Raw genomic sequence first — 19,929 nt, 5'->3', positions numbered from 1 at the left:
GTGGTTTGAATTTGATTTTCGAAGAGTATTAAATATCCATCAGTCTATCCTTGATATTATATCAAAAATTTTACAGCCTTTCTCTGAAGAAATCAATTAATTTAAAAGATAGAGAAAAGAAGAAATTTTTGTATCCTTATCCGAATAAGAAGAAGAAAAACGATATCTCCTCTGAAAGTGAATACCGTTTTAATGTTTAAACATGATGAGTTTGTAGCAGCAATCCTAGCTGATATCGCCAACAAATCACGTGTTGTGAAATAAGAGATAAAACCTTGTACAAAATCCCAGCTCTAGAAAAGAGGCTGGGACAAAAGTCCTAGCCTCTCAATTGTCTTTGGATTGTCGAGCAAGACGCAGTGGTTGAGTGGGCTCTACTACGCTGATTTCATCAGCTTTTACAGCCCTACTCAACTGTGCGGAGGTGGGACGACGAAATCGAATTCTAACGAATTAACGATTTCTGTCCCACTCTCTTTTTTGATGTTTCTGTTTTTACATTTGAACAATTTTGCGATAGCTTCTTGAAGTAATCATAAAGATTAGGACATAGACTAAAGCAAAGATACCACAAATGGAAAGAGTTACGCTTAACATCATGGCTGAATCAACAACACCAACGACCTTGAGAATCAGGCTCAACATGTGATAAGCAAAAGCCAGATGAAGGAAGGCAAAGGCCAGAGGTAGGAAGAAAACAGTCAAGACCTGCTTGTTAATGGTTTGCTTGATTTGTTTTTGATCCAAACCAACCTTTTGCAGAATGACAAAGCGTTCACGGTCTTCATAACCTTCTGAAATTTGTTTATAGTAGATAACGAGTACAGTACCTACCATAAAGATGATAGAGAGAAAAATACCGATAAAGAGGACTCCACCAAAGAGAGCGTTCATTTCGACAGTTGACTCACTCGCAATGTTTGCACCGTAAACCATACCATTCTCGTTCTTGAGATTGTGACTGAAATTATTCACATACGCATCGAAATCATCAGATAGCTTTAACTGTTCCTCTTTACTTGCTGTCACATCCATTCCACCATATAGCTGAGTGTATATAGCAGAATCCTGGTATTTATCTAAAAAGTCCTGCAAATTTGAGACAACAAGGTAGTTATAATCTGAGATCAAAAGTACATACTGGTTAGCAACATGGTCTCTGAGGAAATCTTGCTGGATTGCTTCCTTGATAGTATAGTTCTGATTGTTAAGACTGAATGCTTTTTGACCTTTAAGGCCATCGTTCTTAGCGAATAGTCCCACCTCATTATTCGTAAGGTTCAGCTTTTGTCCAGTCATTTTTTCATAATCTTTTTGATCAAAAACCAGGAAGACTGTCTTAGGCATGACATTGTTTTGCCCTTTTTCAAAGGCGGTTAATTTTGTCCCGTCTTGACTAGAAAGGCCGAAACTTGCATAGCTAAGAACATCCTTAGTGCTGATTGTTAGGTTCTTTTCCTTGGCATACTGAGTTAAAAGTTGGTCTAAATCCTCAACTTCTACATTTTGTCCTGAAATTGACATATCGTGAGGATACAGGAGTTTTTTAATATTTTCAGAACCATTGTAGATACTGGTTGCTGCCGACATGGTGACCAAAACCATGGTGGAAAGGATGGCGATAGTCGCTAAACCAACCGCATTTTTCTTCATACGGAAAATGAGGTTAGAAACAGAGATGAGATTGTTAGGTTTGTAGTAATATTTCTTGTTTTTCTTGAGCATTTTCAAGAAAACTGTAATCCCAGCATTGAACAAGAGATAGGTTCCTAAAATGACCAGTATTACAGCTAAAAAGAAGGTAGAAATAGCTAATAGAGCATTTGTTACGCTTTGAGCTAGATAATAGCCACTACCTAAAGAGAGTAGTCCCAAGATTGTCTGAAACACTAGGAAACGGCCCTTCTTCTCACCTTTTGCTTTCTCACGAGATAGTTGGAGAGCATCCATACGGATAATGCGGATAGCATTTAGGAGGACAATGACTAAAAAGATAAGTCCAAATACCAAAAGAATTGAAAGTACTACGGACCATTGGAAGGTTGCGACTAGATCTACCTTCATCTTTGAAAGTTTGAGCAATAAAGCAAAGATGAGATTGTCAAAGAGGGCACCAATCCCAATCCCAGCAGTGACTGTTACTAGCCCAAAAATCAAGAGTTCCTTAAAGGTCATGCTAATCAAATGACGCTTTTCTAGTCCCAACATGCCATATATACCCAGTTCTTTGGAACGGTTTTTCATGACAAAACTATTGGCATAAAGCACGATAATGGCAGATGCAAGTGTCACTACGATGAGACCTAGTTGTAGGGTAAATTGAATAGAAGATCCACCCCGCATTTCTACCATTTTAGGATTAAAAGTTAATGAATAAAATAGATAGCTGATAGTAACTGCAAGGAGAACTGCTAGTGCAAAAGGATAATAGAGTTTGCGGTTTTTGATTAAGTTGGAGATGGCCAACTTATTGGTTAATCGAAACATACTAGTTCACCTCACTTGCCATAACAGTCAAGGTGTCAGAGATTTCTTGGAACATCTGACGATCCGTCTTTTCACCACGGTAGATTTGATTATAGAGAATACCGTCCTTGATGAAAAGAACACGTTTTGCACGGCTAGCTGCTGCTGTTGAGTGGGTCACCATGAGAATGGTTTGCCCTTGCTCGTTGATCTGATCAAAGATATCAAGGAGGGCTGCAGACGATTTGGAGTCTAAGGCACCTGTTGGCTCGTCCGCAAGAAGAATTTCTGGTTCTGTGATGATAGCCCGTGCAACTGCAACTCGTTGTTTTTGCCCTCCAGAGATTTCATAAGGGTACTTCTCCTGCAATTGATTGATGCCAAGATTTTCGGCCGTCACGACCAATTTTTTCATCATTTCTGTAATAGGCTTTCTAGACAATACCAAAGGGAGTAAGATATTGTCTTTGACAGAAAGTGTATCTAATAAATTGAAGTCTTGGAAGACAAAGCCTAACTTTTCGCGACGGAAGCTTGATGCTTCAGAATTTTTTATGGTAGCTGTATCAGTTCCGTTTAGGAAGACCTGCCCACGCGTTGGCTTGTCAAGCATAGCAAGAATATTGAGTAGGGTCGATTTACCAGATCCAGACTCACCCATGATAGCGACGTAGTCGCCTTTTTCAACGGTAAAGTGAATATCTTTCAGGGCTTCTACTTGGTTGCCTTGAAAGCGAGTTTTATAAATCTTTTGAACGTGTTTTACATCTAATAGTGTCATTTTAACTTCTCCTTTTTAATATCCCATTAATTGAAACTGAGCTTGCATCATTTCGATGCCGATTTGAACTCGCTCGATATCCTTTGGACTCGGCTTACTTGTTTGTTTCTTTTGTAAAATTGTTTTCATGGTTCCTCTCCTTTTTCTTTATGCTCTAAGTTTACTCCAAAAAAAGATGGCTTGCCATAACATAACCTTACAAAAGAGGCCTTTAATCTTACATTTTTGTAAGATTACATTTTTTATCTAATTGAAGCCTTTTTTCTCACCATATCAAGGTCTAAAGAAGAGCTTGAAAGGTTTCTTCCAAGCTCTTCACAATTCTTTTCATTCAATCAGTAAATTCACTTCAGAGAACTTAATCCTCACCGTTGTTCCTTGCCCAAGTTCGGATTCTATTTGAATCTGATGTCCTAATTCTTGGCTGATTTTCTGGGTTAGATAGAGCCCAAGTCCAGATGACTGCTGGGTCATTCGACCATTATATCCTGAAAATCCACGTTCAAAGACTCGCAACCGATCACTGTTTTTGATACCAATCCCAGTATCTTTGATACAAAGGTCTGAACCTTCCATGTAGATTTCAACCCCACCTTCATTTGTGTACTTGAGGCTATTTGACAGGATTTGTTCAATGACTACCAACAGCCATTTTTTATCCGTCACAATCCTTCTGTCCAAGTCATGCAGATTAATACTTAGAGATTTCTGGATAAAGAAAATGGCATATTTGCGAATGACTTCCTTGACCAGATCTTCTATATTTTCTTTTTTCAACACCAAATCATCATGGAAGCTTTCTAAGCGCAGATATTGGAGTACGAGGTTGGTATAGGAATCAATCTTAAAAATTTCCTGCTCCAACTGTTGTTTCAGTTGGCGATCTGCCACCTCACTTACAAGGAGTTTACTGGCTGCAATTGGTGTTTTTATCTGATGAACCCAGAGTGTATAGTAGTCCACCAAATCATTATAGCGGTTTTCAGCATCTGATTTCTTTTGATAGAGTTCAGATTCGCTTTTCTCTAATTTTTCAGTTAGAAGGACTTCCATTGGTGACTTAGCTTTTCTTTCGCCATAGAGCAATTCCTTACGATAACGTTGCAATTCTATCAAGAAATCAAATACCAAAAACAAAAATGTCAAAAATGTAGATAGAAAGAAGAAATAGTTAAAGTAGGGCCCTTGCTTATCAAACAAGATTTCAAATAGAAAAAGCAAACCTGTTAGCGATAGAATAAAAGCAAAAAACGGCTACGCGAACGGATATAAGCTAGAAAAAAACTTTTAAGTTCAAGCATGTTTCAATCCATACCCTATCCCTTTCTTAGTTTCGATAAAACCAATCAAACCTTCTTCCTCCAGTTTCTTGCGCAAGCGAGCGACATTAACAGATAAGGTATTGTCGTCGATAAAAAAGTCACTGTTCCAGAGTTCCCGCATCAAGTCGTCACGCGCTACGATATTTCCTGCATGCTCAAATAAAACTCGTAAAATCTGAAATTCATTCTTTGTTAAACTGATAGCTTTGCCATTGACATGCACATCCATAGACTTGGTATTGAGGATAACTCCTGCATATTCTAAAAGACTCTCATCCCTTCCAAACTCATAAGAGCGGCGCAACAAACCCTGTACCTTAGCTAAAAGGACCTGCTGGTCAAAAGGCTTGGTCACAAAATCGTCTGCTCCCATATTAATAGCCATCACGATGTCCATAGCCTGGTCTCTTGAAGACAAAAACATAATAGGAACTTTGGAAATCTTGCGAATCTCCTGGCACCAGTGATAACCATTAAAGAGAGGCAATCCAATATCCATGAGAACCAGATGAGGCTCAGATTGAACAAATAGCGTCAGAACTTCCATAAAGTCTTCTACCATGACTACTTCAAAACCCCATTCGGAAAGCATTTTCCCAACTTGCTGACGGATTACTGGATCATCTTCTACTAGTAAAATCTTATGCATCTGCTCCTCCTTTTTTTATATTATAGCAAAATTCTTCTGACTACTAGCGAAATTGATGTAAATCTGATATGATAAAAGTTAAGAAAGGAATTCTCATGGCCAATATTTTTGACTACCTAACTGACGTTCAATACGATTCTTTTTATGATCTTCCCTTAAATGAACTGGATATACTTGCTCTGACTGAGTTGACCTATCTTTCTTTTGATAACCTATTGGACCAGCCTGTCAATCGTTTAAGCGATGTTGCAACACGTGTCCCTCGAGAAAGTACCATGTTGACCAATAAAGAACGACTTCAGCTCCTCAATCAGTTATCCCAACACAAACGTTTTAAAAATAGCAAACTTTCTAATTTTGTCAACGAGGTCGACACAGAACTTCAAAAGCAGTTCGCTGCTATGACCTATCGTCTGAACCTAGATACTTATCTGATTGTCTTTCGTGGCACAGACGACAGTATTATTGGCTGGAAGGAAGATTTCCATATGACCTACATGAAGGAAATCCCTGCCCAAAAGGATGCTCTTGAATACTTGGAAGATTTCTTTACCCAACATCCAAAACAAAACGTCATGCTTGCTGGACATTCTAAAGGTGGGAATCTAGCCATCTATGCCGCTAGTCAAATCCAACCTGAATTGCAGGAAAAGATATCTGCGATTTATACCTACGATGCCCCTGGTTTGCAGGCTCATCTGACTGAAACCACTGGTTATCAAGATGTTATTCCAAAAATTCGCCGCTATGTCCCACAGGGATCTGTTATTGGCATGATGCTAGAAGTCCCTGATACACCTATCGTCGTCAAGTCTACAGCTCTCGGAGGAATCGCTCAACACAGTACCTTTAGTTGGCTGACAGAGGGACACCACTTTGTCCAACTAGAGGCCATCAGTAGCGAAAGTCTCCAAATCAAAGACACTCTTAAAAAATGGGTGGACAGTGTTCCCGATGAAGAACTGGAACTCTACTTTGATCTCTTTTTCGGAACCATCCTAGAATCTGGAATCAGCTCCATTAATGAACTGTCTTCTAAAAATGCTATTGACCATGTTCGACAACTTGTTTCTCAAGCTCAGACTCTAGAGCCTGAGCAAGTTGAAATCTTAAAAAATCTGACACAACTCCTACTAGATGCTCGTTTCCATGCCTGGAAAAATCATTTTTAATCAATAACAAGGTCTCTTCTCTGAAGGGACTTTCTTCTTGATTCCTTATTTTATTCTTCTGTGTTATACTAGTAGGAGTAAATTCTTTGAAAGAGGAAACCTATGAAAATCCATAAAACTGTGAATCCTGTTGCTTATGAAAATACTTATTATCTCGAAGGGGAGCAACACCTGATTGTAGTCGATCCTGGTAGCCATTGGGAGGCCATTCGCAAGACTATCGAGAACATTAACAAACCAGTCTGTGCCATTCTTCTGACCCACACTCACTACGACCATATTATGAGTCTTGACTTGGTCAGAGATACTTATGGAAATCCTCCAGTCTATGTGGCAGAAAGTGAAGCTAGCTGGCTCTATACTCCTGTTGACAACCTTTCAGGACTCCCTCGACACGATGATATGGCGGATGTCATCTGCAAACCAGCTGAACACGCTTATGTCTTTCATGAAGAATACCAGATTGAAGAATTCCGCTTTACAGTCTTACCAACGCCAGGCCACTCTATCGGTGGAGTTTCATTGGTTTTCCCAGATGGACACTTGGTCTTAACGGGAGATGCCCTTTTCCGAGAAACCATTGGTCGGACAGATTTGCCAACTGGTAGTATGGAACAACTCCTTCATAGTATCCAAACACAGCTCTTTACCCTTCCTAACTACGATGTCTATCCAGGACATGGTCCAGCTACGACTATCGCGCACGAAAAAACCTTCAATCCATTTTTCTAGCAAGAGAAAAACCAAGGACAATCATCCTTGGTTTTTTGATTACCAAATAATCACACGGTCTTCTGGTGAACGCCACATACCGTCGCCTTCTTTGACATCATAGGTCGTAAAGAAGTCATCAAAGTTTGGCACTTGGACGTTGACACGGAGTTTAGCTGGAGCGTGTACGTCGACGCTAGCCATGAGTTTCATCAACTCTGGGCGACCTTTCATACGCCAGATACGAGCAAAGTTATGGAAGAACTCTTCAGCTGAGAAATCTGGTTCTCTCTTGGCAGCTTCTAGCGCTGCAGCGATTCCTCCAAGGTCCGCAACGTTTTCGGATACAGTTAGTTTTCCGTTGATCCTTGCACCGTAAGATTCTTGACCATCAAACTGGTCGATAACCTTCTGCGTTTTTTCTTTAAAGGCAGCATAGTCGTTCTCTGTCCACCAGTCCTTGAGGCTACCATTTTCATCAAAGGAAGCCCCATTTGTATCAAAGGCATGAGAAATTTCATGGGCGATAACCGCTCCGATACCACCATAGTTGGCAGAAGATGACTGATGCAAATCATAGAATGGAGCCTGTAAGATAGCAGCAGGGAAGACAATCAAGTTCTTTTGTGGATTGTAGTAGGCATTGACCATATGAGCAGGCATTCCCCACTCCTTATAGTCAACTGGCTGGTTCCACTTGCTCCAGCTGTGCTTGATTTCCACACGCGCAAAGGCAAGAGCATTCTCAAAGAGGCTAGAAGATTCATCCACTACCTTGTCCTTATAGCGAGCTGGTAGCTCTTCTGGATAACCAATATAAGGCTTGATAACATTGAGTTTGACGATAGCTTTTTCTCGTGTTTCAGGAGTCAGCCAGTCATTCTTAGCTAAGCGTTCCTTATATACGTCAATCATGGTCGCTACTTTTTTCTCTACATCCGCCTTAGCTTCAGGAGAGAATTTTTCGTGGGCATACCAAAGTCCAAGGGCTTGTTTGAATGGTCCTTGCGCTAAGTGGTAAGCAGCCTTGCGTTTATCTTGGGCTTCTGGAACACCTGAAAGAGCACGACCATAAGCACCTGACAAGATACGAATCTCATCTGTCAAATAGCTCGTTGAAAGATTGACCACACTCAAGATCAAGCTTGCCTTGAGCAAAGGCCAAGCTTCTTCACTATAGAATTGCTCTGCTGCTTGCCAGAAACGTTCTTCATCTACAATGACCTTATCAGGTACTTGACCAAGAACAGCTTGGAAAAAGTCATCCAATGGAAGGGCAGGAGCAAACTTTTTGAAATCGTCATAAGAATATGGATGATAAAGTTTAGCATATTCTGAACTTTCTTCGTTAGAGAGGACCACAGCTGCGATACGGCGGTCCAATTCCAAACGTTTCTCTAAAAGATCTTCGATTTCTTCATCTGAAAAGTTATAGGCTTTGAGGAGATTAGAAGTACTTTCTTTCCAAAGGTTCAACAATTCCTCACGCTGTGGATGGTCTTCCGCATAGTAGGTTGTGTCAGGTAAGATTGTTCCTGGAGCACTAGCCCAAAGAACATTGGTTCTAGCATCCATAAAGTCTGGTGATACTCCAAATGGAAGGAAGTTTGGTTTACCAGCTAATTCGAATGCAGCTAGTTTACTTGCGAAATCCGCAAAACTTTCCAAATCTTGATATTCATTCAGTAAAGGGAGGACTGGTTTGATTCCATCTGCTTCTCGTTTGTCAAAATCTCTGACCATACTATGGTACTTAACAAAATTTGCTAATATGGCATCTTCAGGAACATCTTCTCCAGCCAACCACTTGTCAGTTGTTGTTAGCATCAACTCTTCAATTTCTTCGTCAAGGTCGATAAAACCACCTGTTCGTGATTTGTCAGCTGGAATGACGGCAGTCTTTTCCCATTCACCATTTATAGCATCATAAAAATCATCTTGATAACGTGTCATTTTATTCTCTCTTTCCTATTTTAACTTATTCCTAGCTTAGCAAAAATCCCTGGGGAATGCAATTAAAAATGCCGTCTTCTTCTGATTGTTTTCTAGTTAATATTTTAAATATTTACAAAAATTAACTTGACTTAATTTTTATTTTAAGGTATATTAAAAGATAGGAGGAATATAACTGTATGATACGTATCGAAAACCTCAGTGTCTCCTACAAAGAAACGTTGGCACTAAAGGATATTTCACTAGTGCTCCAAGGACCAACGATTACCGGAATTATTGGCCCAAACGGCGCTGGGAAATCAACATTATTAAAAGGTATGCTGGGAATTATCCCACATCAAGGTCAGGCATTTCTCGATGACAAGGAAGTTAAAAAATCCTTACATCGAATCGCCTATGTCGAACAAAAAATCAATATCGACTACAACTTTCCCATCAAGGTCAAGGAATGCGTCTCGTTAGGACTGTTTCCCTCTATTCCTCTCTTTCGAAGTTTAAATGCTAAACATTGGAAGAAAGTGCAAGAGGCCCTTGAAATCGTCGACCTAGCTGACTACGCTGAACGGCAAATCAGTCAACTCTCTGGAGGTCAATTCCAGCGGGTCTTGATTGCCAGATGTTTGGTGCAGGAAGCCGACTATATCCTCTTGGATGAACCCTTTGTTGGGATTGACTCAGTCAGTGAGGAAATCATCATGAATACGCTGAGAGATCTGAAAAAAGCTGGGAAGACGGTTCTCATCGTCCACCACGACCTCAGCAAGGTTCCCCACTACTTCGATCAAGTCTTGCTTGTCAATCGAGAAGTGATTGCCTTTGGTCCGACCAAAGAAACTTTTACCGAAGCCAATCTAAAAGAAGCTTACGGTAATCGACTCTTTTTCAATGGAGGTGACCTATGATTGCAGAATTTATCGATGGATTGCAAAAATTCCATTTCCTACAAAATGCCTTGATAACAGCTATTGTCGTCGGGGTCGTAGCTGGAGCTGTGGGATGTTTCATCATTCTACGCGGGATGTCACTCATGGGAGATGCCATTTCACATGCTGTCTTGCCAGGTGTAGCCCTCTCCTTCATCTTGGGCCTTGACTTCTTTATCGGAGCCATTGTCTTTGGATTGCTAGCTGCCATCATCATTACCTACATCAAGGGGAACTCGATTATCAAAAGCGATACCGCCATCGGCATTACCTTTTCTTCTTTCTTAGCCCTCGGTATCATCTTGATTAGTGTCGCTAAAAGTTCAACTGACCTTTTCCATATCCTTTTTGGTAATATCCTAGCCGTCCAAGATACGGATATGTTTATTACTATGGGTGTAGGGGTAGCCATTCTCTTGTTAATCTGGATTTTCTTCAAGCAACTCTTGATCACTTCCTTTGATGAACTCTTGGCTAAGGCCATGGGAATGCCTGTCAATTTCTATCACTACTTACTCATGGTACTCCTAACTCTGGTGTCTGTGACAGCTATGCAAAGTGTCGGAACTATCCTGATTGTAGCCATGCTGATTACCCCAGCAGCAACTGCTTATCTCTATGCTAATAGCCTGAAAAGTATGATTTTCCTTTCCTCAACCTTTGGAGCTACAGCTTCAGTTTTGGGACTCTTTATCGGCTATAGCTTTAACGTTGCGGCAGGTTCTAGTATCGTGCTTACAGCCGCTAGTTTCTTTCTTATTAGCTTCTTTATCGCTCCAAAACAACGATATTTGAAACTGAAAAATAAACATTTGTTAAAATAAGGGGCAAAACCCCAATAAATTGGAGGATCTAATGAAAAAATTAGGTACATTGCTGATTCTCTTTCTTTCCGTCATTGCTCTTGTAGCATGTTCTACTGGAAAGAAAGATGCAGCTTCTGGTCAAAAACTAAAAGTTGTTGCTACAAACTCAATCATCGCTGATATTACTAAAAATATTGCTGGTGATAAGATTGATCTTCACAGTATCGTTCCTGTTGGTCAAGACCCACACGAATACGAACCACTTCCTGAAGATGTCAAGAAAACTTCTCAAGCTGATTTGATTTTCTACAACGGTATCAACCTTGAAACTGGTGGCAATGCTTGGTTTACAAAATTGGTAGAAAATGCTAAGAAAACTGAAAACAAAGACTACTTTGCAGTCAGCGAAGGCGTTGATGTTATCTACCTTGAAGGTCAAAACGAAAAAGGCAAAGAAGACCCACACGCTTGGCTTAACCTTGAAAACGGTATGATCTTTGCTAAAAACATCGCAAAACAATTGAGCGCTAAAGACCCTAGCAACAAGGAATTCTACGAAAAAAATCTCAAAGAATATACTGATAAGCTAGACAAACTTGACAAGGAAGCTAAAGAGAAATTTAACAACATCCCTGCTGAGAAAAAATTGATCGTAACCAGCGAAGGATGTTTCAAATACTTCTCTAAAGCCTACGGTGTCCCAAGTGCCTATATCTGGGAAATCAATACTGAAGAAGAAGGAACTCCTGACCAAATCAAGACCTTGGTTGAAAAACTTCGCCAAACAAAAACTCCTTCCCTCTTTGTAGAATCAAGTGTGGATGACCGTCCAATGAAGACCGTTTCACAAGACACAAACATCCCAATCTACGCTCAAATCTTTACTGACTCTATCGCAGAACAAGGTAAAGAAGGCGATAGCTACTACAACATGATGAAATACAACCTTGACAAGATTGCTGAAGGTTTGGCAAAATAAACATTTAAAAAACGTCGTTCTCACGGAATTGGCGTTTTTTTGATTCAAATTCCGGTCAAATTATTGGAAGAGTCTGAACATTTAATGTAAAATGAAAGAAAAAAGATTGGAGTAGCTTATGACTACATTCCTTGGAAACCCTGTTACTTTTACGGGAAAACAACTACAAGTAGGAGACAAGGCACTTGATTTCTCTCTCACAACGACTGACCTCTCTAAAAAAACACTAGCTGATTTTGAAGGCAAGAAAAAGATTTTGAGTGTCATTCCTTCTATCGACACTGGTATCTGCTCACTTCAGACTCGTCGCTTTAACCAAGAATTGGCTAGCTTAGACAACACTGTTGTCTTAACGGTGTCTATGGACCTCCCCTTCGCTCAAAAACGCTGGTGTGGTGCTGAAGGAATTGAGAATGCCATCATGCTCTCAGACTACTATGACCATTCCTTTGGACGCGATTATGCCCTCTTAATCAATGAATGGCATCTGCTTGCACGCGCAGTTTTTGTTCTCGATGCTGATAATACCATCCGCTACGTCGAATACGTGGATAATATCAACAGCGAGCCAAACTTTGAAGCAGCCATTGAAGCAGCAAAGTCGCTTGACTAAAAGAAAGCCCACTTGTAACAAGACAGAAAGCTAGAGAAATCTAGCTTTTTTTGGTATACTAGATGGAGATAATAAACAAGGAAATACGAATGACACCAAATAAAGAAGATTACTTAAAATGTATTTATGAGATTGGCATGGAAGTTCCTAAGATTACCAACAAGGAAATCGCTGCTCGGATGCAGGTATCACCTCCTGCGGTAACTGAGATGATCAAGCGCATGCAATCCGAAAATCTTATATTAAAGAATAAAGAAAATGGCTATATACTAACGGATATTGGCTTAAAGCTGGTCTCTGAGCTTTATCGTAAGCATCGACTGATAGAGGTCTTTCTAGTTCACCATCTAGACTATACCAGCAACCAGATTCACGATGAGGCTGAGGTATTAGAGCATACAGTTTCAGATCTTTTTGTGGAGAGACTGGAGAGTATGTTAGGCTTTCCAAAGACCTGTCCCCATGGAGGAACCATTCCTGCTAAGGGTGAGCTTCTAGTTGAGGTTAATAACCTGCCACTTTCTGATATCAAAGAAGTAGGAAACTACCTTCTGACAAGAGTTCATGACAGCTTTGAAATCCTCCAATATTTGGATAAACATGCCATCCATATTGGAGACCAACTCCATGTCAAGCAGTTCGATGGCTTCTCTAATACCTTTACCCTGATTCACAATAATGAAGAACTTCAAGTCAGCCTCGAAATCGCTAAACAACTCTATGTTGAAAAAATGAACTAAAGTCTTTATCAGCAAAAAACCAAGCCCGCTAGCTTGGTTTTTCTTATCTATTTTTGGTGTCAAGGATGATGGTTACAGGACCATCATTGACCAGTTCCACCTGCATATCTGCTCCGAAAATACCTGTTTTCACAGGAACTTCCTTGGCTAGTTCTCGGTTAAAATCTTGATAGAAGGCCTCAGCCATATCCGGTTTAGCTGCACCTGTAAAAGCTGGGCGATTCCCTTTTTTGGTATCGGCAAAAAGAGTGAATTGAGAGATGGAGAGTATTTCTCCTTGGATATCCTTGACTGATAAATTCATCTTGCCTTCGGTATCTGAAAAGATACGCATATTGACAAGTTTTCTCACTGCATAATCCAAATCTTCTTTTTGATCCTCAGGGCCAACACCAACTAGGAGTAATAATCCCTGCTGGATTTGTCCATATACCTGACCTTCAATGCTAACTTGGGCTTTTTTGACCCTCTGAATAATGATTTTCATAATAGCCTTTCTAGATCTATCGCTCCAACTTAACCATTGGTCCGTTTAACAGAGTAGACTTCTGGTACACTCTTAATCTTATCAACTACCGTTGTCAGAGTTGAAAGGTTAGAAATCCCAAAGGAGACATGGATATTGGCAAATTTCATATCTTTGGTAGGTTGGGCATTGACCGTTGAGATGTTTTTAGTTGTATTTGACAAGACCTGTAAAACATCGTTCAAAAGTCCAGTACGATTGAGACCGTAAATATCGATATGAGCCATATATTCCTTGCTTGAGAATTGATCTTCCCACTCAACATCTAATAGACGTTGCTCGTAGTTTTCCTGCGAACGAAGATTCATACAGTCAACACGGTGGATAGCAACACCACGACCTTTGGTAATATAACCAACGATATCATCACCAGGAACAGGGTTACAACATTTGGCAATCCGGACCAAGAGCCCAGAAGCACCTTGGATGACAACTCCACCCTCATGCTTCACCTTAAGCGTGTCCTTGTTCTCTACTTTGACTTCGCCACCCTTGACCAGTTCTTCTGCTTCTGCCTTAGCCTTGGCGCGTTCTTCCTCACGGCGCTCTTTTTCAGTTAAACGGTTAAAGACTGTGATGGCTCCAATTTCCCCAAAACCAATAGCCGCAAAGAGAGCTTCCTCAGTCTTGTAGCTAGTTTTTTGGAGGACTTCATCCATATGACGCTTGTCCATGAATTTATTAGCCACATAGCCATTCTCCTGGAATTGACTCATCAGCATTTCACGGCCCTTGTTGATGGACAATTCTTTGTCTTGGTTCTTAAAGAACTGACGAATCTTGTTCCGAGCTTTGCTGGTCTTGACCATGGTAAGCCAGTCACGGCTTGGCCCAAAGGAATTTGGATTGGTGATGATTTCAACCTGGTCACCCGTTTTTAGCTTGGTAGTCAAGGGAACCATACGACCATTAACCTTGGCACCAGTTGCTTTTTCACCGATTTTGGTATGAATCTCATAGGCAAAGTCAATCGGTCCAGAATCCTTTGGAAGAGAGCGAACGGCTCCGTCTGGAGTAAAGACGTAGATTTCTTCTGCTAGGTAATTCTCTTTAACCGTCTCTACGAAATCCTTGGCATCATCGGACTGGTCTTGAAGCTCCATCATCTCCTTGATCCAGTTCATACCGATAGCAGATTCCTTGCCATTAACCTGCCCCTTGATACCTTTTTTATAGGCCCAGTGAGCAGCAACACCGTACTCAGCAACCTCATGCATTTCCTTGGTTCGAATCTGGAATTCAATAGGTCCCTTTGGCCCATAAACAGTTGTATGGATGGACTGGTAACCATTGGCCTTACGGTTGGCAATGTAGTCCTTAAAGCGTCCAGGCATTGGTTTCCAAAGCTCATGGACATATCCCAACATAGCATAGACATCACTCTGAGTGTCTAGGATACAACGAATAGCAATCAGGTCGTAGATCTCTTCAAAGCGCTTCTTCTTATCCTGCATCTTACGATAAATCGAATAGATATGCTTGGGACGACCATAGATTTTTCCTGTAAGGTGACGTTCTGATGAATATTCCTCAAGTTTTGTCACAACCTCATCTACCAAGGCTTCACGTTCTTGACGTTTTTCCTTCATCATGTGACTAATCTTGTAAAACTCAGTTGGATTTAAATAACGGAAGGATAGGTCTTCTAGTTCCCACTTAACACTTGAAATCCCCAAACGATGGGCAAGCGGAGCATAGATTTCCATGGTTTCTCTGGAAATTCGTTCCTGCTTATCTTTACGAAGGTGATTAAGGGTTCTCATGTTATGCAATCGGTCAGACAGTTTGACCAAGATAACACGGATATCCTCTGACATAGCCATGAGCATCTTGCGGTGGTTTTCAGCTAGCTGCTCCTCGATAGACTTGTACTCAACTTTCCCTAATTTGGTAACCCCATCCACGATAATGCGAACATCGTGACCAAACTCTCTCTCTAAATCATCCAAGGTCGTTTCCGTATCTTCAACCACGTCATGCAAAAAACCACAGGCAACAGTGACAGCGTCTAGCTTGAGCTTAGCCAAAATACCTGCCACCTGAATAGGATGGATAATGTAGGGTTCGCCAGATTTACGATATTGACCACTATGGCATTCTACAGCGTAAACCAAGGCTTTATGTACAAAAGCCACATCTTCTTTCGATAAATATTTCTGTGTTAAAGCGACGACTTCATCGCCTGAATAAATTACTTCTTTGGGCATGCATACTCTCCAGTTCTTCCTACCATTTTAACACTTTTTTGACAATATGAAAACTAGAAAAGCCTAGTTCTGTAAGAGTTTGCTTATCTTAGCAAAAAAGCACTACTAGAAAACTCTAGCAGTGCTAACACATTTAAAATCTATCTTAGTAAACTGTTTTTTCAGTTTCTACGTCAAAGAAGTGTGCTTTGTTTAGGTCAAATCCAAGTTCAACTGTTGCACCTGCTTGCAAGTAGTCACGAGCGTCAACTTTTGCAACGAATTCATCTTTACCAACTTGGCAGTATAGGTGAGATTCTGAACCAAGCAACTCTGATACAGAGATCGTTGCTTTCACAACTGATTCTGGGAATGTTTCAAGGAAAGCAGGTTCTGCATTTACGTCTTCTGGACGGATACCGAAGATCAATTCTTTACCTTCGTAGCCTTTTTCACGAAGAACTTTCAAAGCACCTTCTGGAACTTTCAAGTTAAAGCCGTCAGCAACGATGTGGTCGCCGTTCAATTTAACGTTGATGAAGTTCATAGCTGGGCTTCCGATAAATCCTGCTACGAATTTGTTAACTGGGTTTTTGTAAACTTCTTGAGGAGTACCGATTTGTTCAACACGTCCGATAGTACCTGTTCCAGCAGGGTTCTTAGTTGCTGACATGATAACGATACGGTCTGCAAGTGTCATTGCTTCTGTTTGGTCGTGAGTTACGTAGATAGTTGTAGCTCCGATACGACGGTGGATTTTAGCGATTTCAGCACGCATGGATACACGAAGTTTTGCATCCAAGTTTGACAAAGGTTCGTCCATCAAGAATACTTTAGCGTCACGGACAATGGCACGTCCCATAGCAACACGTTGACGTTGACCACCAGAAAGGTCAGCTGGTTTACGATCCAAGAATTCTTTCAAACCAAGAATTTCAGCTGCTTCTTGTACACGTTTGTCAATGTCTTCTTTGCTGTATTTACGCAATTTCAAACCGAAGGCCATGTTATCGTATACAGTCATGTGTGGGTAAAGAGCGTAGTTTTGGAATACCATGGCAATGTCACGGTCTTTTGGAGCCACGTCGTTGACAACCACGCCATCGATAGATGCAGTACCTTCTGTGATGTCTTCAAGACCTGCAATCATACGAAGAGTAGTTGATTTACCACATCCTGAAGGTCCTACGAAAACGATAAATTCTTTATCTTTGATGTTCAAGTTGAAATCTTCAACTGAATAGTGTTCGCTATTTGGATATTTTTTGTAAATATTTTTAAGATTTAATTCTACCATTTCGGTGAACTCCTTTTGTCATTTGATAGTTTTATTATAGATGAAAACGCTTTACATTTCTATGGCAAGGTGACCAAAAAAATAAAAAAGTTCTGTGCAACTTGCACAAAACTTTAGATTATATCTGGTAAAATCAACTGATAACACAAGGTGAGGTCAGTCAATTCTTTCAACTGAAGACCGGTCAATTCTTCCCATTTATCAATCTTATATTGGAGAGAATTACGGTGCAAATACAACTGCTGAGCTGTTTTTGTCAAGACTGCACTGTTTTCCCACATTGAAAGGACGATTTCCTGAATCTGATCTTGATCTAGAATTTGCTGACGGAGATAGTCCTTGATAAGTCTAAGATCAACCTGTCTTTCTCCCAAACTCCAAAGATAAAGTTGAGAAAAAGTATGAACTCCTTGATGACCTTGACGCCACCAAGTCTTAAAGAGCTCACGCTCTGCCTTAATCAAGGCCGCTAAGGTTTGGTGGGCATTCTGAGCCCAGACCTGTCCCAGCATGATTGATAGACGAACTCCAAAGTCATACTCTACCGCTTCGATAGTGTCTGTTAGGATAGAACGAACTGACGAGTACTTATCCTGTTGAAGAACAAAAATGTAATCTTGGGCTCCCACCTGAAGAACTGTTTGACAATTTGGAAAGAGGGTTCCCATCATCTCTAACCAAGACGTTAAATTTTCCTGTTGGAAATAGGATAGGTGACAATAGACAAGTTGCAACTTTTTAAAGTTTTGCGGTGCCTGTCCCTTACCTTCGATCAGATAAGTATACCAGGGATTCAGGGAAATGGTTTGCTCCTGTTTGGTTAAGAGAGCCACCAGTTGTTTTTCACGCTCGCTAAGACTAGCTTCCTCAAGCAAAAGCCACTGATAATTTGACAGAGGTAGGCTTAGATAACCCTCTTTATCAACTGGCTGATCTAAGATTTTACCGTCAGGAAACCAATCTAGTAGTTCTTTTGCAATCATGGGCTATTCCTCCACTTTTTGGATGCACCAAGAGATCAAAGCTTCTAATCGCTCCATATTTTCAGTCATATGGAGATAGCCCATGACCGCTTCAAAACCTGTAGACATACGGTAGGTAACAACATCTGCGTTCTTTGCCTTGGTATGGCTATTGGTGTTACGGCCCCGTTTATAAATTTCTTCTTCTTTTTCCGTTAGGACTTTTTCTTCTAACATAAGGGAAATCAAGCGTGCCTGAGCCTTGGCCGACACATACTTGGTTGCCTCTTGGTGGAGTTTATTGGGCTTGGTCATGCCTTTGAGAATGAGATGGCGACGAATATACATAGAGTAAACCGCATCTCCTTCAAAGGCTAGAGCAATCCCGTTAATGAGATTGACATCAATCACGTGTCCACCTCACTCCATCCTTAGTGTCAAGGAGCTTAATTCCTTGAGCAGCTAGTTGGTCACGGATTTGGTCTGCTGTCGCAAAGTCACGATTGGCACGCGCTTCTTGACGTCTTTGAATCAAGACTTCAATCTCTGCATCCAAAACTTCCTCAATAAAGACGATTCCAAAGACTTCTAACATAGCCGCAAGAGTTTCCTTAACGGCTGCATCATAGTTACCTGAATTGATCCATTTGGCCATTTCAAAGACAACTGTAATACCATTAGCTGTATTGAAATCCTCATCCATAGCAGCTACAAACTTATCTTTAAAAGCTTGCAATTCTTGAGCATCTACATCTCCAGTAAATGGTTGCTCGTAAGTGTTCTTCAAATACTTGAGATTGGTTTCGGCATCGCGCACTGCTTTTTCTGTAAAGTTGATAGGTTTGCGGTAGTGTTGAGTCGCAAAGAAGAAACGTAGCACCTGCCCATCGATCATTTTGAGGGCATCGTGTACTGTAATGAAGTTCCCCAAAGACTTAGACATCTTGACATTGTCGATATTGACAAAACCATTGTGCATCCAGTAATTGGCGAAGGTCTTACCTGTCTTGGCTTCTGACTGGGCAATTTCGTTGGTGTGGTGTGGAAACTCAAGATCAGCACCACCACCGTGAATATCGATGGTATCGCCCAAAATCTCAGTTGACATAACCGAACACTCGATATGCCAGCCTGGACGACCTGGTCCCCAAGGACTGTCCCAAGAAATCTCACCTGGTTTGGCAGCTTTCCAAAGGGCAAAGTCTACAGGATTTTCCTTGCGAGCCGTTTCCTCATCTGTGCGACCTGAAGCACCTAGCTCCAAGTCTTCTAGTGTTTTATTAGCTAACTTAGCATAGTTGTGGGATTTTTCTACACGGAAATAGACATCCCCTTTACTCTCATAGGCAAAGCCTTTTTCAATCAGGTCTTCCACAAAGCGGATGATGTCAGCCATAAACTCGACTACACGAGGATGACGAGTCGCAGGCTTGACACCCAAAGCTGTCACATCCTCACGAAAGGCAGCGATATACTTGTCCGCTACTTCCTGAGGTGTGATGCCTTCTTCCTTGGCACGGTTGATAATCTTATCATCCACATCCGTAAAATTGGAAATATAGGCAACCTCATAACCACGGTACTCAAAGTAGCGACGAATGGTATCGAACGCTACTGTCGAGCGAGCATTCCCTACGTGGATATAGTTATAAACTGTCGGCCCACATACATACATTTTAACCTTGCCGTCCTCGATTGGGACAAATTCTCGCAAATTACGAGACATGGTGTCGTAAATTTTAATCATAAAATAATAGTCAGGAAAGCTAAAAATCATAAACAGATATTTTCATAACTAACTGTTCAACTAAATTTTAGTCCGATTGCCTGTCACAAATCGGAT

The 19,929-nt window shown here is 40.9% G+C and carries 17 protein-coding genes and 1 pseudogene; 7 read left to right on the top strand and 11 right to left on the bottom strand.

Annotation, left to right across the window (positions count from 1 at the left end):
- Positions 1-495 precede the first annotated feature (495 nt).
- The 4 genes and pseudogenes from HMPREF2805_RS02185 to HMPREF2805_RS02170 form a co-directional block, all read right to left on the bottom strand.
- Positions 496-2,487: an ABC transporter permease gene (locus tag HMPREF2805_RS02185; RefSeq protein ID WP_075231212.1), complete on the bottom strand. Its 1,992-nt coding sequence runs from the start codon at positions 2,485-2,487 to the stop codon at positions 496-498.
- A 1-nt stretch (position 2,488) separates the two neighbouring features.
- Positions 2,489-3,247, bottom strand: coding sequence for an ABC transporter ATP-binding protein (locus HMPREF2805_RS02180; RefSeq protein ID WP_006152604.1), 759 nt, complete (start codon positions 3,245-3,247; stop codon positions 2,489-2,491).
- A 327-nt stretch (positions 3,248-3,574) separates the two neighbouring features.
- Positions 3,575-4,548, bottom strand: a pseudogene (locus tag HMPREF2805_RS02175) (sensor histidine kinase).
- The gene (locus HMPREF2805_RS02170; protein ID WP_000548968.1) at positions 4,541-5,218 is read right to left on the bottom strand and encodes a response regulator transcription factor; all 678 of its coding nucleotides are present in this window, start codon (positions 5,216-5,218) and stop codon (positions 4,541-4,543) included. Before HMPREF2805_RS02170 ends, HMPREF2805_RS02175 begins: the two are co-directional and overlap by 8 nt.
- A 95-nt stretch (positions 5,219-5,313) precedes the next feature.
- Between HMPREF2805_RS02170 and HMPREF2805_RS02165 the strand changes: the two genes are divergently transcribed.
- On the top strand, positions 5,314-6,390 hold the full coding sequence (locus HMPREF2805_RS02165; RefSeq protein ID WP_075231211.1) for a DUF2974 domain-containing protein: 1,077 nt from the start codon (positions 5,314-5,316) through the stop codon (positions 6,388-6,390).
- A 102-nt stretch (positions 6,391-6,492) separates the two neighbouring features.
- On the top strand, positions 6,493-7,122 hold the full coding sequence (locus HMPREF2805_RS02160; protein ID WP_075231210.1) for an MBL fold metallo-hydrolase: 630 nt from the start codon (positions 6,493-6,495) through the stop codon (positions 7,120-7,122).
- Between the two features lie 39 nt (positions 7,123-7,161).
- Here the strand turns inward: HMPREF2805_RS02160 and HMPREF2805_RS02155 are convergent, their stop codons facing one another.
- Positions 7,162-9,054 (bottom strand): M13 family metallopeptidase, encoded by a 1,893-nt coding sequence (locus HMPREF2805_RS02155; protein WP_075231209.1) that lies wholly within the window; start codon positions 9,052-9,054, stop codon positions 7,162-7,164.
- A gap of 179 nt (positions 9,055-9,233) precedes the next feature.
- Between HMPREF2805_RS02155 and HMPREF2805_RS02150 the strand changes: the two genes are divergently transcribed.
- From HMPREF2805_RS02150 to HMPREF2805_RS02130, 5 genes are all read left to right on the top strand, one after another.
- Positions 9,234-9,956 (top strand): metal ABC transporter ATP-binding protein, encoded by a 723-nt coding sequence (locus tag HMPREF2805_RS02150; RefSeq protein WP_075231208.1) that lies wholly within the window; start codon positions 9,234-9,236, stop codon positions 9,954-9,956.
- The gene (locus HMPREF2805_RS02145; RefSeq protein ID WP_075231207.1) at positions 9,953-10,801 is read left to right on the top strand and encodes a metal ABC transporter permease; all 849 of its coding nucleotides are present in this window, start codon (positions 9,953-9,955) and stop codon (positions 10,799-10,801) included. Before HMPREF2805_RS02150 ends, HMPREF2805_RS02145 begins: the two co-directional genes overlap by 4 nt.
- Positions 10,802-10,832: 31 nt before the next feature.
- Positions 10,833-11,762 carry a metal ABC transporter substrate-binding protein gene (locus tag HMPREF2805_RS02140; RefSeq protein ID WP_075231206.1) on the top strand — a complete coding sequence of 310 codons (930 nt, stop codon included), beginning with the start codon at positions 10,833-10,835 and terminating at the stop codon, positions 11,760-11,762.
- A 118-nt stretch (positions 11,763-11,880) separates the two neighbouring features.
- The gene (tpx, locus tag HMPREF2805_RS02135; RefSeq protein ID WP_075231205.1) at positions 11,881-12,375 is read left to right on the top strand and encodes a thiol peroxidase; all 495 of its coding nucleotides are present in this window, start codon (positions 11,881-11,883) and stop codon (positions 12,373-12,375) included.
- 89 nt (positions 12,376-12,464) lie between these two features.
- Positions 12,465-13,115 carry a metal-dependent transcriptional regulator gene (locus HMPREF2805_RS02130; protein ID WP_075231204.1) on the top strand — a complete coding sequence of 217 codons (651 nt, stop codon included), beginning with the start codon at positions 12,465-12,467 and terminating at the stop codon, positions 13,113-13,115.
- Between the two features lie 43 nt (positions 13,116-13,158).
- Here HMPREF2805_RS02130 and dtd read toward each other — a convergent pair whose 3' ends face one another.
- From dtd to cysS, 6 genes are all read right to left on the bottom strand, one after another.
- Positions 13,159-13,602, bottom strand: a complete 444-nt coding sequence (gene dtd, locus HMPREF2805_RS02125; protein ID WP_075231203.1) for a D-aminoacyl-tRNA deacylase — start codon at positions 13,600-13,602, stop codon at positions 13,159-13,161.
- A gap of 29 nt (positions 13,603-13,631) precedes the next feature.
- The gene (locus tag HMPREF2805_RS02120) at positions 13,632-15,848 is read right to left on the bottom strand and encodes a RelA/SpoT family protein (RefSeq protein WP_075231202.1); all 2,217 of its coding nucleotides are present in this window, start codon (positions 15,846-15,848) and stop codon (positions 13,632-13,634) included.
- A 145-nt stretch (positions 15,849-15,993) separates the two neighbouring features.
- Entirely contained in the window at positions 15,994-17,124 is a 1,131-nt protein-coding gene (locus HMPREF2805_RS02115; RefSeq protein ID WP_075231201.1) for an ABC transporter ATP-binding protein, read from the bottom strand.
- A 113-nt stretch (positions 17,125-17,237) separates the two neighbouring features.
- Positions 17,238-18,107: a helix-turn-helix domain-containing protein gene (locus HMPREF2805_RS02110; protein WP_075231200.1), complete on the bottom strand. Its 870-nt coding sequence runs from the start codon at positions 18,105-18,107 to the stop codon at positions 17,238-17,240.
- A gap of 3 nt (positions 18,108-18,110) precedes the next feature.
- Entirely contained in the window at positions 18,111-18,497 is a 387-nt protein-coding gene (locus tag HMPREF2805_RS02105) for a Mini-ribonuclease 3 (protein ID WP_075231199.1), read from the bottom strand.
- Positions 18,490-19,833: a cysteine--tRNA ligase gene (gene cysS, locus HMPREF2805_RS02100; RefSeq protein ID WP_075231229.1), complete on the bottom strand. Its 1,344-nt coding sequence runs from the start codon at positions 19,831-19,833 to the stop codon at positions 18,490-18,492. Before cysS ends, HMPREF2805_RS02105 begins: the two co-directional genes overlap by 8 nt.
- Positions 19,834-19,929: the final 96 nt, after the last annotated feature.

The organism is Streptococcus sp. HMSC034E03, from assembly GCF_001811505.1.
Classification (GTDB): Bacteria; Bacillota; Bacilli; order Lactobacillales; family Streptococcaceae; genus Streptococcus.
This window is presented reverse-complemented; position numbering and strand designations above follow the sequence as displayed.